This is a genomic window from Streptomyces chilikensis, from assembly GCF_001642695.1.
In the GTDB taxonomy this organism is placed as follows: domain Bacteria; phylum Actinomycetota; class Actinomycetes; order Streptomycetales; family Streptomycetaceae; genus Streptomyces; species Streptomyces chilikensis.
In genome coordinates this window covers 1-12,181 of the sequence record NZ_LWCC02000074.1, presented here as the reverse complement: position 1 = coordinate 12,181, position 12,181 = coordinate 1, and the positions used below count along the sequence as shown (strand labels likewise).

Below are 12,181 nucleotides of genomic sequence, written 5' to 3'. Positions count from 1 at the left end.
GGCTCCGCCCCTGAACTCCTCTCCCCGAGGGCGGAGTTCAGGGGCGGAGTCACGGGCGACACGGAACTCGACGGGCGCCCCGCACACGTCGTCCTCGGCGCGGCCGGCCGTCAGCCCGGCAGGCCCTCGACGAAGAGCCGGGTCAGCGCGGTGGGGGCGGTGATGGCGGTGCCCACGACCACGCTCGACGCGCCCGCGGCCAGCGCCGCGGCGGCCTGGGCCGGTGTGGCGATCCGGCCCTCGGCGACCACGGGGACGCCGATCGCGGCGGCGAGGTCCGCGACGAGCGCCAGGTCGGGCTCCGTCCGCCGGGGGGAGCCCGGCACGTAACCGGACAGGGTCGTCGCCACGAGGTCGGCGCCCTGCGCGGCGGCCTCCCGTCCCTCGTGGAAGGTGGAGACGTCCGCCATGACCTGGGCGCCGGCCGCGTGGACGGCGGCGACCAGGTCCGCGAAGGTGCTGCCGTCGGGGCGCGGCCGTGCGGTGGCGTCGGCCGCGACCACGGCCGCCCCCGCCTCCACGAGGGCGAGCGCGTGACGCACGCTCGGCGTGATGTAGACGCCGGTGTCGCCGTCCTTCCACAGTCCGATCACCGGCAGGCCGACGGCCGCGACGGTGGCGGCCACGACCTCCGGCTCGTTGACGCGCACGGCCGCGGCGCCGCCGGCCTCGGCCGCCAGGGCCATCCGGACCAGTGTGCCGGTGTGGCGCATCGGGTCACCGGGCGGCGCCTGGCAGGACACGATGAGCCGGCCTTCCAGGGATGCGGCCAGGGACTGCCGCGGGTTCGGGGACGGGGAGGGGGGCGGGGGCGGGGTCATCGTGGTGCTCCGGTGGTGTGGGGACGGTGCAGGGGGAGGGTGCGGGTCAGCGCGGCCGCTCCGAGGACCGCGGCGTCGGCCCCGCCGCGCGGCGGCACCGGACGCAGCGTCCGGAGCGGCGCCATGAGTTCGGCGGCGAAGGCGGCGCGCAGGGCGTCCTGGTACAGGGCGCCGATGCGGGGCACGCCGCCGGCGACGACGACGCGGTGCGGGCCCAGCGCGTTGGCGAGGCCTCCCAGGGCCCGGCCGGCCGCGCGGGCGCCGAGGGTGACGGCGGCCGTGGCGTGCGGGTCGCCGTGGGCGGCGCGCTCGGCGACGGTCTGCAGCCGGTCGGCCGCCTCCCCGCTCAGCCGCTCGTAGTGGGCGGTGATGGCGGGTCCCGCCGCGATCGCCTCCAGGTGGCCGGTGGCGCCGCAGGTGCAGGGCAGTCCGTCCGCCTCGGGGCTCGGCAGGTGTCCGAGGTGCCCGGCGACGCCGGCGGAGCCGTGCAGCACGCGTCCGCCGGCGGCGACGGCGCCGCCGACCCCGGTGCCGACGGCCATGTAGAGCAGGACGCCGTCGTCGCCCAGGCCGGACAGCTCCGTGGCTGCCGCCGCGCGTACGTCGTTGTCGCAGGCCACGGGGAGTCCGGTGCGGCCGGCGAGACCCGCGGCCAGGGCGGTGCCGGCCCAGCCGCGGATCGTGTCGGTGGCACTGGTGACGGTCCCGGACGCGGGGTCGATCACGCCCGCCGCGGCGACGCCCACCGCGGCGGCGTCCGGCGCCCGTACCGCGCGGGCCGCCTCGGTCAGTGCGTCCAGCACCGCCTCGGCCCCTCGCGTCGCCGGGGTGGGCAGGGTGTGCCGGGCCAGGACGGAGCCGTCTGCCGCGACCAGGGCGGCGGCGATCTTCGTGCCGCCCAGGTCGAGACCGATCACCGGCGCGCCGGCGGGGTGTTCCGTCATCGGACCGGCAGCAGCCCTGCGTCGCGCAGGTGCCGCTCGACGTGGGCGATCGCGGCCTCGTCCAGCTGGATCTGCGAGCCCGCGGTGGTGCCGGCCGTGACCACGCCGAGCAGGCGCAGCGCGTGCTTGAAGGCGCCCATGGCGGAGGAGTTGCGGCCCATCTCGCCCTCCGGGCCGGCGTCGACCATCCCGAAGAGCTGGACGAGGCGCTCCTGCTCCTCGACGGCGCGCTTCAGGTCGCCCTCGCGCATGGCCTCGTAGAGACGGACGTATCCGGCGGGGTCCACGTTGCCCAGGCCGGGCACGACACCGTCGGCGCCGGCCAGCAGGGCGGCGTCCACGGTCAGTTCGGAGCCGGTGAGGATGCTGAAGGAGGGGGCGGGGCCGGCGGTCCGGCCGTCGCGTCCGCCGAGCTCGACGATCAGGCGGCGCAGTCCTCCCTCGTCGCCGCTGCTGTCCTTGAGGCCGGTGAGGGTGCCGTCCTCGGCGAGTTCGCGCACCATGGCGACGGAGAGCTTGCTGTGCACGCAGACCGGCAGGTCGTAGGCGTACAGCGGCAGGTCGCCCCGCTCCCGGAGGATGCGGAAGTGACGGGTGATCTCGACGGGGTGGGTGCGGGCGTAGAAGGGGGCGGTGGCCACCAGGGCGTCGGCGCCGGCCTTCCGGGCGGCCTCGGCGTGGACGAGCATCCGGGGGGTGGTCATGTCGATCACGCCGGCGAGCACGGGGACGCGCCCCGCGACGGCCTCGATGACGGTCTCCAGGGCCACCGCCCGCTGCCGGTCGGTGAGGAAGGCGACCTCGCTGCTGGAGCCCAGGGCGAACAGCCCGTGCACTCCCCCCGCGACGAGGTGCTCGACGAGGCGGGTGAGCGATGCGGTGTCGACCTCGCCCGCCGCATCCAGGGGGGTGCAGACGGGCGGCACGACGCCGCGCAGGGGCTGGGACGAGGACATTCTGTCTCCTGGGCTGTACGAGGGGCGGTACGGGACGGATCGGCCGGCCGCCGCGGGTTCGGGGAGGTCGCGGCGGCCGGCCGGGCTCGGTCTACGGCGCGGTGACGTTGAAGGTCGTGTCGCCGTAGGAGTTCTGGGATCCGCGGACCTGGTAGTTCGCGGTGGCCGGCACCTTGCCGGCGGCGGTGCCCGCCGGGACGGTGACGGGGATCCTGACGTTGGCGCCCTGGCCCGGCCTGAGCGCGGGCATCGTGACGGAGGGTGCGCTCCAGCCCGCGGGCAGCTTGAGGGAGACCGTGCCGGAGGGGAGGTCCACGTCGTTCTGGCTGACGACGCGGACGGTGACCTCCGTGGTCCTCCCGGCGGGCAGGGAGGCGGGCGGGGTGACGGTGACCGGGGCGCAGACGCCGCCGAGCCACTTCAGGTCGAACGAGGAGTAGGTGATGTGCTGGTAGTTGGCGCGCTCCCACAGCATGCCCACCCGCGGGTTGGACCCGAGACCGTCGCCGAGCGGGGTGAGCGTCGAGTAGGCGGCCGAGCCGGCCTCGGCGGTCCTGCGCACCGGCCAGTTCTGTCCGTTGTCGCAGGAGAGGCGGACGGTGAGGTTGCTGCGGCTGTTGGTGGTCGCCGTGTTGCTGAACATCAGCCAGGAGGCCCGCGGGTGCGAGGCGTCCACGCCCGGCGCGAAGCGGGCGACGGAGCCGTTGTTCGCGGGGTCGGGCAGTTCGGTGTCCTGCTGGAATGGGGTGTAGGTGACGCCGCCGTCGGACGAGTAGGCGACCGTGCGGTACGGCGCGGAGCGGTTGTTGAGCATGACGCGGCCGTCGGAGAGTTCGACGGTCTTGTTCTCGTCGCCGCCCGGTCCGACCGGGGTGCCCATCCTCCAGGTGGCGCCGTGGTCGTCGCTGTAGGCGCTGACCGCGTAGTTGGCCCCGTTGTTGCGGATGGCGTACTGCTGGATCAGGCGGCCCTTGTAGGTCCCGTGCCGCAGCTGGATGCCCTCGCCGGAGGCGGCGAACATGCCGGCCCAGGCCGGGTTCTTGATCTCGGCGGTGATCCGCTCGTGCTTCCAGGTCAGGCCGTCGTCGTCGGAGTAGCTGTAGTCGGCCTGCAGGACGTTCGGGTCGCTCTCGTCGTTGCCGGTCGCCGAGCCGAAGAAGCCCTGGTTCACGGAGGCCGCGTAGAAGACGAAGATCCGTCCGGTCTCGCGGTCGACGAGGAGGCTGGGGTCGCCGAAGCCCTTGGGGGCGGCTTCCTTGCGCACGACCTGCTGCGGCTGCCAGGTGGCGCCGCCGTCGGTGCTGCGCCGCAGGACGACGCCGAGGTTGCCGGGGAGGTCGCCGAGGGTGGGGCGGGCGTCGTACGCGGCGAGCAGGGTGCCCTTGGTGGTCCGGGTCAGGGCGGGGATGCGGTAGTAGGGGGAGCCGGCGCCCGCGGTGGCGATGTCCTGCGAGACGAGGGTGCCGACGGTGTCGGCCGTGGAGAGGGCGCCCTGGTCGGGGGCGCCGTGGGCGGCGGTGACGGTGGCGCCCAGGAGGACCAGGGACGCGGTGCCGACGGCCAGGGGGATTCTGCGCTGCATGGACGAACCTCTTCTCGGACGGGAAACCGGACGAGCGGTGGTGCTGGACTGGGAGAGGGCGGAAGGGGTCAGGCGCGGGACGCGGAGAACAGCTCCCGCACCCAGGCGAGCTGTTCGCGCCGGTGGTGGCCGCCGCCGCCCTCGTGACCGTTGAACTCGTAGACGCGCAGGTCCTTGGGGCCGCCGTAGCGGTGGTAGGCGGCGAAGCAGGTGGAGGGCGGGCAGACCGCGTCCATCATGGCGATGGAGAAGAGCGACGGCGCGGTGGCGCGGGGGGCCAGCACGGCGGCGTCGACGTAGGACAGGGCGGTGAAGACGGTGTCCACGCGGTCGCGGTGCAGGCTCAGGTACTCCGCTATTTCGGTGTAGGGCGGCGCGCCGGCGATCAGCGCACCGCGTCGGATGTCGCACAGGAACGGGACGTCGGGCATGACGCCGGCCAGTCCCGGGACGAGCGCGGCCGCCGCGAGCGAGAGGCCGCCGCCCTGGCTGTGCCCGGTCACCACGACCCGGTCCGGGTCGACGGCCGGGTGTTCGCGGGCGGCCTCGGCGAAGCGCGCGGCGTCCGTGAACAGCCGCCGGTAGTAGAGGTCCCGCGGGTTCTCCGCGCCGCGGGTGAGGAAGCCGGGGACCTCGCCGCTCGAGGTGGCCGTGTCGGGGGTGTCGCCGCCGGCCGTGGACCAGCCCTGGCCGCGCGTGTCCATGATGAAGTGCGCGTAGCCGGCGTTCGCCCAGAGCGTCTGCTCGTGCGGCAGGCCGCGTCCCCGGCCGTAGCCGAGGAACTCCACGACGCAGCCGAGCGGGCCGTCGGCCCCGGCGGGCAGGTGCAGCCAGCCCCGGACGTCCTCGCCCGCGAAACCGGGCACGCTCACGTCGTAGGTCGTCACCAGGCTGAGGCCGGTGTCCACGGGAGTGAAGCGGGGGGTCCCGCCGGCTTCCCGGGCCTCGCGCAGGGTCAGGTCCCAGAACGCGTCGAGGTCCGCGGGTTCGTCGAGATCGGGCCGGAGCGCGAGGCACTCGGCGAGGGTGAGGTCCGTCAGTGGCATGAGGAGGCCCCGGGTGGGTGAGTGAGGCGTGCGCGCGGCGCAGCGCGGGAGGAACGGCGGGGGACGCCGGCCGACAGGCCGACCACCGAGAGCAGACGTCTGATGTCTGCTGATCTGGGACCTTAGAGATCCGCAGGACGACCGTCAAGGGTCCCGGAACCACAGGACGCCGGGCGGCCCGCGCGGCCCGGAGCCGGCCCCGGGCCTCCTGGCCCCGGGCCGGCTCCCCGACGACGAGCGGCAGGTCAGCGGCGGGCGCGGGCCTCGGCGATGCGGTGCCGGACGGGTGCGTAGTGATCGGTCAGCGCGGCCGCGAACTCGACGGGGTCCCGGTCCCTGACCGCGTCCACGATGCGCTTATGGTGGGCGATGGTGGCCATTTCGTGCTCATGGGTGAAGACGTCCAGGTGCGGCGCGACGATGACGTACACGTCCCAGAACGCCGTGGACAGCTGCCCGATGAGGTCGTTGCCGAGGGGGGCGAGGAGCAGGGTGTGGAAAGCGCGGTCCGCCACGACGAAGCCGTGCCCCTCCCCGGCGCCGGCCTTGCGCATCTCGTCGACGTGGCCCTCCAGGCGGTCGATCTGCTCGTCGCTGAGCGACTCCACGAGCCGTTCCGCCATGCCGCGCTCGAACAGCTCCCGCACCTCGACGAGGTCCGACATGACCTGGAAGTCGTCGTCGGGGCTGAGCAGGCCGCGGAAGGTCAGGCTCTCCACCAGCGCGGACAGGCTCAGCCGTCCGACGTAGGTGCCGTGGCCGTGCCGCACCTCGACGATGTCGAGCGCGGTGAGGATCCTGATGGCCTCCCGCACGCTGGAGCGGCTCGCGCCGAGCGCCTCGCACAGGGCCGGCTCGGTCGGCAGCGGGTCCCCCGGACGCAACTGGTTGCGCAGGATGTAGGACTTGATGCCGTCCACGACCTCCTGCCGCAACGGCTGTCGTGTCGGTCTGCGTTCCGGTTCCGCGTGCCGAACAGCACTTTGTCCCACCGCCACCTCTTGACCCCTCTCCACTGTCGGGCTACGTTCCCACGCTATCAAGGGTCGGACATCAGACGTCTGATGCGTCTGAAAGACGCCGTCCGCATCCGCCTCTGTTCTCCGATTCCGCCCGTCATGTCTCCCGCCTGGAGGAACCTTTGTCCCCGCGCAGCACAGCCGGCGTCGACCGCCGCGCCTTCCTCAGACTCACCGGCGCCATCGGTGCGGCGACCGCGATCACCGCCGGCCTGTCCGCCTGCGGGGGCCCGGGAAGCACCCAGGAGGGCTCCGGCGGCTCCGGCAGCGGCTCCGACACCCTGGAGGCGGGCCTCTCCTACCCGCTCTCCACGGGCTTCGACCCGATGATCACCTCCGGCGCAACCCCGTACGCCGCGAACATGCACATCTTCGAGGGCCTGGTGGACCTCGACCCGGTCACCCTGGCGGCGCGGCCGACGCTGGCCACCGAGATGCCCAAGAGGATCAACGCGACCACCTACCGCGCCACCCTGCGCAAGGACGCGACCTTCCACGACGGCTCGCCCGTCACCGCGGAGGACGTGGTCTTCAGCTTCGAGCGGGTCCTGGACCCGAAGAACGCCTCGCTGATGGCCCAGTTCGTCCCGTTCATCGACCAGGTCGTGGCGGTCGACGGGTCGACGGTCGAGTTCAAGCTGAAGCACCCCTTCGCGCTCTTCCCCTCGCGCATATCCGTGGTGCGCGTCGTGCCGAAGAAGATCGTCAGCGCCGACGCCAAGGCCTTCGACGCCAAGCCCGTCGGCTCGGGTCCCTTCCGCTTCGTGTCGGCGGTCCGCGAGGACAAGATCGTCATGGAGGCGTACGACAAGTACAACGGCCCGCACCCCGCCAAGGTCAGGAAGATGACCTGGCACCTGATGTCCGACCCCTCCGCCCGGGTCAGCGCCCTCCGGTCGGGCCGCGTCCAGGCGATCGAGGACGTGCCCTACATCGACATGAAGGGCTTCACCGGCAAGGACAAGGTGGAGTCGGTCCAGTCCTTCGGACTGCTCTTCCTCATGTTCAACGCCAAGGACAAGCGCTTCGCCGACAAGCGGGTGCGCCAGGCGCTGCACTACGCGCTGGACACCGAGAGGATCATCTCCACCGCGCTGCTCGGCAACGCCGAGGCCGCCGCGGGATACCTGCCGGCCACGCACCCCGACCACCACAAGGCCGCCACCGTCTACGGCCACGACCTCGCCAAGGCCAGGAAGCTGCTGGACGAGGCGGGCGTGGGCAAGCTCTCCTTCACCCTGCTGGTCACGGACACCGGCTGGGTCAAGGACGTCGCCCCGCTGATCAAGGAGAGCTGGGCGGCGGCCGGCATCGAGGCGAAGCTGGACATCGCCCAGTCCCCCGCCCAGTACTCCAAGGTCGACAAGGGCGACTTCGAGGTCCTGGCCGCGCCGGGCGACCCGTCCGTCTTCGGCAACGACGCCGACCTGCTGCTGCGCTGGTTCTACTACGGCTTCTGGCCGGAGAACCGTTACGGCTGGACCGGGTCCGACGCCTACAAGAAGGTCAGGAAGCTGCTCGACGAGGCCGCCCAGGAGGCCGACGAGAGCCGCCGCAAGGAGGTCTGGGGCCAGGTCACCGACCTGGTCGCCGAGGAGGCCGTCCTGTATCCGGTGCTCCACCGCAAGCTGCCCACCGCCTGGCGGGAGGACGCGCTCACCGGCTTCAGGCCGCTGCCCACCACCGGTCTGTCCTTCGTCGACGTCGGCCGCGCCTGACCCCGTCCGCCCGGACACCGGGCCGCCGCCGCCCCCGAGGCGGCGGCGGCCGTCGCCCCGATCTCTAGGAACCTCACGATGGTTGCATTCCTCCGGCTCGCGCTGCGCCGCGTCGCGATGATGCCGGTGATGGTCCTCGGCATCGCGCTGCTGGTCTTCGTGGTCCTGCAGTTCTCGCCGGCCGACCCCGCGTACAACGCGCTCGGCGACTCCGCGAGCGCCGAGGCCCGAGCGGCGTTCGCCGAGGCGCACGGCCTCAACGATCCGCTGCCGGTGCGGTACTTCGCCTTCCTCGGCGATCTGGTGCAGGGGGACCTCGGTGTCACCGTGCCGCCCAGCCAGCCGGTCGCCGACCGGATCGCCACCGCGTTCCCGCTCACCCTCCAGCTCACGCTGCTGGGACTCTCGCTGGCCGTCGTGCTGGCCCTCGTCCTCGGCGTCGTCAGTGCCGTGTACCGCGACCGCTGGCCCGACCAGGCGTTCCGGGTGCTGTCGATGATCGGCATCGCCCTGCCCTCGTTCTGGATCGGCGTGCTGCTCATCCAGCAGTTCGCGCTGAACATGCCGGTCTTCCCGACCGGCGGCTACGTCAACCCGGCCGACTCCTTCGGCGGCTGGCTGGAGAGCATGGCCATGCCCGCGTTCGCGCTCGCCCTGCCGGTCGCCGCGTCGCTGGCCCGCCTGGTGCGCACCTCGATGGTCGCCGAACTCGACCGCGACTACGTGCGCACGGCCCGGGGCAGCGGCCTGCCCCCGTTCCTGATCATCCGGTCGGTGCTGCGCAACTCCCTGATCACGCCGCTGACGGTGCTCGGCGTCAAGGTCGGCTACATGCTCAGCGGCGCCGTGGTCATCGAGGCGATCTTCGACCTGCCCGGCATGGGCAAGCTGATCCTGGAGGGCGTGACCGGAGGCGACGTCGCGCTCGTCCAGGGCACCGTGCTCACCATCGCGGTCGCCTTCCTGGTGGTCAACGTCATCGTCGACCTGCTCTACCTGCTCGTCAACCCGCGTATCAGGACGGTGTGATGTTCGCCCCCCGATCCCTCGCCGAGCGGCTGTCCCCCGGCACCCGCCTGCGCCGCCTGCCGGTACCCTCGCGGATCGCCCTGGCGGTCCTCACCGTGGTCGTGCTGGGCGCGGTCCTCGCCCCCCTGCTCACCCAGGACCCGCTCGCCACCGGCGTTCCCGCCCAGCCCCCGGGCGCCGACCACTGGTTCGGCACCGACCGGGCCGGCCGCGACGTGTTCGCCCGCGTGGTGCACGGCGCCCGCTACTCCCTGGTCATCGGCCTCGGCGCGACCCTGCTCGCCCTGGTCATCGGCTCCTTCCTGGGCGCCCTGGCCGCCACCTCGCGCAAGTTCGCCGACGAATCGGTGATGCGCTCGCTCGACGTCGTGATGTCGTTCCCGCCGATCGCCCTGGCCGCCGTCCTGGTCGCCGTGTTCGGCCCCAGCGTCCCGGTCATCATCTTCACCATCGCGTTCGTCTACTCGCCCTCGCTCGCGCGGGTCGTCCGGGCCAACGTGCTGGAGCAGTACGGCGAGGACTACGTCTCCGCCGAACAGGTCATCGGCGCCCGCCGCGGCCACATCGTGGCCCGCCACGTCGCCGTCAACTGCGCCGCTCCGGTGCTGGTGTTCGCGACCGTCATGGTGGCCGACTCGATCATCTTCGAGGCCAGCCTCTCCTTCATCGGCGCCGGCGTGCAGGACCCCGACCCCAGCTGGGGCAGCGTGCTGGCCTACGGCCGGCAGATCCTGCTGTCCGGCGGCTGGTGGGCGACCCTCTTCCCCGGCCTGTGCCTGCTGGTGACGGTGCTCGCCCTGAACGTCCTCTCCGAGGGCATGACGGACGCCTCCGCCTCCCCGGACAAGGCCCGCGCCGACGGCGCCGCCTCCGACAAGGAGCTCGCCGCCGAGAAGCCCTCCGCCGACACCTCCGTGGTGGACGTCGCGCTCGCCGAACTCGCCACCCGGCTCGAGGCCATGGAGCCCTCCGTGCCGCCGCTGGCCGAGGACGCCCCCGAGCTGCTCGTCGTGCGGGACCTGACGATCCGCTTCCCCGACCGCTACGGCGACGTCCGCGTCGTCGATGGCATCTCCTTCACCGTCCGCGAGGGCGAGACCCTCGGGCTGGTCGGCGAGTCCGGCTGCGGCAAGTCCGTCACCAGCCTCGCGGTCATGGGCCTGCTGGCACGCAACGCCGAGGCCGGGGGCGAGATCCTCTACCGGGGCCGCGACCTGCTGAAGCTGTCGCCCAAGGAGCGCCGCGCGCTCATGGGTCCGGAGATCGCCATGGTCTACCAGGACGCCATGTCCTCGCTCAACCCGTCGGTGCTGATCGGCACCCAGCTCAAGCGGCTGACCTCCCGCGGCGGCACCAGGACCCCCGCCGAACTGCTCGAACTGGTCGGCCTGTCCCCCGAGCGCACGCTGCGCAGCTACCCCCACGAGCTCTCCGGCGGCCAGCGCCAGCGCGTGCTCATCGCCATGGCGCTCTCCCGCAGCCCCCGGCTGCTCATCGCCGACGAGCCGACGACCGCCCTCGACGTCACCGTGCAGGCCCAGGTCGTCGAACTCCTCGTGAAGCTGCGCGACGAGCTCGGCTTCGCGATGGTCCTCGTCTCGCACGACCTGGCGCTGGTCGGCGACCTCGCCCACCGGGTCGCGGTGATGTACGCCGGCCAGGTCGCCGAGGCCGGCGACACCCGCTCCCTGCTGACCGACCCGGCGCACCACTACAGCCGCGGCCTGCTCGGCTCGGTCGTCTCCCTGGAGGCGGGGACGGAGCGGCTGCACCAGATCCGCGGCGTCGTGCCCGCGCCCAGGGCGTTCGGCGCCGGCTGCCGGTTCGCGTCCCGCTGCACCGCCGCCACCGAGCTGTGCGTCACCACCCCGCCGCCCCCGGCCGGGCGCGGCGACGCGCGGGACCACCGGTTCGCCTGCCACCACCCGGCGCCCGAGCGGCGGCCGGCGAAGCCGCTGGAGAGTGCCCGATGACCGCCCCGAAGGACACCGCCATGGAACCGCTCGTCAGGCTCGACCGCATCCACGTACGGCACAAGGCGCGCAGCGGCGGCATCCTGCGCCGGGACGCGGTGCACGCCCTGACCGACGTCTCCCTGGAGGTGCGGCGCGGCGAGATCCTCGGACTGGTCGGCGAGTCGGGCTGCGGCAAGTCCACGCTGGCCCGCGTGGTCACCGGACTGCAGCGCCCGACCGAAGGGGAGGTCCACTTCCGGGGACAGGACCTGTGGAGGATGAAGGCGGCCGACCGCCGCGGCCGGTTCGGCCCCTCGGTCGGCGTGGTCTTCCAGGACCCGTCCACGGCGCTGAACCCGCGGCTGACCGTCCGGCAGATCCTGCGCGACCCGCTGGACGTGCACCGCCGCGGCACCCGTGAGGAGCGCGAGCGGCGCGTCGGGGAGCTCCTCGACCTGGTCGGCCTGCCCGGCCACACCATGAACGCGCTGCCCGGCCAGCTCTCCGGCGGCCAGCGCCAGCGCGTGGCCATCGCCCGCGCCCTGGCGCTGGAGCCGGAGCTGATCGTCGCCGACGAGCCCACCAGCGCCCTGGACGTGTCGGTGCGCGCCCAGGTCCTCAACCTCCTGGTGGACCTGCGCGCCCGTCTCGGCCTGGGCATGGTGTTCATCTCCCACGACGTGCAGACGGTGCGCTACCTGGCGGACCGCATCGCGGTGCTGTACCTGGGCCGCGTCGTGGAGGAGGGCCGGGCCTGCGACGTCTCGGGCGCCTCCCGGCACCCGTACACCGAGGCCCTGCTCTCCGCCACGCCGAGCCTGCTGGAGCGCCCCGAACGGATCGTGCTGCACGGGCCGGTGCCCTCGGCCACCAACCCGCCGTCGGGCTGCCCGTTCCGCACCCGCTGCTGGAAGGCGGACGACGCGTGCGCCACCGCCTTCCCGGCCGCCGCGGAGGGGCCGGGCGGACACCGCTGGCACTGCGTGCACCCGCAGCCGGGCGACGAGGCCGCCGTGTCGCCGTCCTCACCGGACGCCGTGCCCGCCGCGGGCTGACGGCGGCCCGCCGCACCCCGCGCGCACCGGCCGGGCGCCCGCTCCCGCGGCGCCCG

At 73.4% G+C, this 12,181-nt stretch carries 10 protein-coding genes; 4 read left to right on the top strand and 6 right to left on the bottom strand.

What is annotated here, in order from left to right; all coding sequences use genetic code 11:
• Positions 1–110: 110 nt before the first annotated feature.
• The 6 genes from A2U95_RS22725 to A2U95_RS22700 all read right to left on the bottom strand — a co-directional run bounded on the left by A2U95_RS22725 (position 111) and on the right by A2U95_RS22700 (position 6,347).
• The gene (locus tag A2U95_RS22725) at positions 111–821 is read right to left on the bottom strand and encodes a putative N-acetylmannosamine-6-phosphate 2-epimerase (RefSeq protein WP_166026207.1); all 711 of its coding nucleotides are present in this window, start codon (positions 819–821) and stop codon (positions 111–113) included.
• Positions 818–1,765 (bottom strand): ROK family protein, encoded by a 948-nt coding sequence (locus A2U95_RS22720; protein WP_166026205.1) that lies wholly within the window; start codon positions 1,763–1,765, stop codon positions 818–820. The genes A2U95_RS22725 and A2U95_RS22720 overlap by 4 nt, the downstream gene beginning before the upstream one ends.
• Positions 1,762–2,721 carry a dihydrodipicolinate synthase family protein gene (locus tag A2U95_RS22715; RefSeq protein WP_166026203.1) on the bottom strand — a complete coding sequence of 320 codons (960 nt, stop codon included), beginning with the start codon at positions 2,719–2,721 and terminating at the stop codon, positions 1,762–1,764. The genes A2U95_RS22720 and A2U95_RS22715 overlap by 4 nt, the downstream gene beginning before the upstream one ends.
• A 91-nt stretch (positions 2,722–2,812) precedes the next feature.
• On the bottom strand, positions 2,813–4,303 hold the full coding sequence (locus A2U95_RS22710) for an exo-alpha-sialidase (protein ID WP_166026201.1): 1,491 nt from the start codon (positions 4,301–4,303) through the stop codon (positions 2,813–2,815).
• A gap of 68 nt (positions 4,304–4,371) precedes the next feature.
• Complete coding sequence (locus A2U95_RS22705; protein ID WP_166026199.1) at positions 4,372–5,349, bottom strand: acetylxylan esterase; 978 nt, start codon at positions 5,347–5,349, stop codon at positions 4,372–4,374.
• Between the two features lie 245 nt (positions 5,350–5,594).
• Positions 5,595–6,347: a FadR/GntR family transcriptional regulator gene (locus tag A2U95_RS22700; RefSeq protein WP_166026197.1), complete on the bottom strand. Its 753-nt coding sequence runs from the start codon at positions 6,345–6,347 to the stop codon at positions 5,595–5,597.
• 143 nt (positions 6,348–6,490) lie between these two features.
• Between A2U95_RS22700 and A2U95_RS22695 the strand changes: the two genes are divergently transcribed.
• The 4 genes from A2U95_RS22695 (at position 6,491) to A2U95_RS22680 (ending at position 12,125) form a co-directional block, all read left to right on the top strand.
• A complete protein-coding gene (locus A2U95_RS22695) occupies positions 6,491–8,086 on the top strand; it encodes an ABC transporter substrate-binding protein (protein WP_166026195.1) in 1,596 nt (531 codons plus the stop codon).
• 78 nt (positions 8,087–8,164) lie between these two features.
• Positions 8,165–9,115, top strand: a complete 951-nt coding sequence (locus A2U95_RS22690; RefSeq protein ID WP_166026193.1) for an ABC transporter permease — start codon at positions 8,165–8,167, stop codon at positions 9,113–9,115.
• Positions 9,115–11,088, top strand: a complete 1,974-nt coding sequence (locus tag A2U95_RS22685) for a dipeptide/oligopeptide/nickel ABC transporter permease/ATP-binding protein (RefSeq protein WP_166026191.1) — start codon at positions 9,115–9,117, stop codon at positions 11,086–11,088. Before A2U95_RS22690 ends, A2U95_RS22685 begins: the two co-directional genes overlap by 1 nt.
• Positions 11,085–12,125, top strand: a complete 1,041-nt coding sequence (locus A2U95_RS22680; protein WP_166026189.1) for an oligopeptide/dipeptide ABC transporter ATP-binding protein — start codon at positions 11,085–11,087, stop codon at positions 12,123–12,125. Before A2U95_RS22685 ends, A2U95_RS22680 begins: the two co-directional genes overlap by 4 nt.
• The last annotated feature ends 56 nt before the right edge of the window (positions 12,126–12,181 follow it).

Coding starts and splice junctions, on each gene's coding strand:
- A2U95_RS22725 (WP_166026207.1), bottom strand. CDS start 821: ATGACCCCGCCCCCGCCCCCCTCCCCGTCCCCGAACCCGCGGCAGTCC.
- A2U95_RS22720 (WP_166026205.1), bottom strand. CDS start 1,765: ATGACGGAACACCCCGCCGGCGCGCCGGTGATCGGTCTCGACCTGGGC.
- A2U95_RS22715 (WP_166026203.1), bottom strand. CDS start 2,721: ATGTCCTCGTCCCAGCCCCTGCGCGGCGTCGTGCCGCCCGTCTGCACC.
- A2U95_RS22710 (WP_166026201.1), bottom strand. CDS start 4,303: ATGCAGCGCAGAATCCCCCTGGCCGTCGGCACCGCGTCCCTGGTCCTC.
- A2U95_RS22705 (WP_166026199.1), bottom strand. CDS start 5,349: ATGCCACTGACGGACCTCACCCTCGCCGAGTGCCTCGCGCTCCGGCCC.
- A2U95_RS22690 (WP_166026193.1), top strand. CDS start 8,165: ATGGTTGCATTCCTCCGGCTCGCGCTGCGCCGCGTCGCGATGATGCCG.
- A2U95_RS22685 (WP_166026191.1), top strand. CDS start 9,115: ATGTTCGCCCCCCGATCCCTCGCCGAGCGGCTGTCCCCCGGCACCCGC.
- A2U95_RS22680 (WP_166026189.1), top strand. CDS start 11,085: ATGACCGCCCCGAAGGACACCGCCATGGAACCGCTCGTCAGGCTCGAC.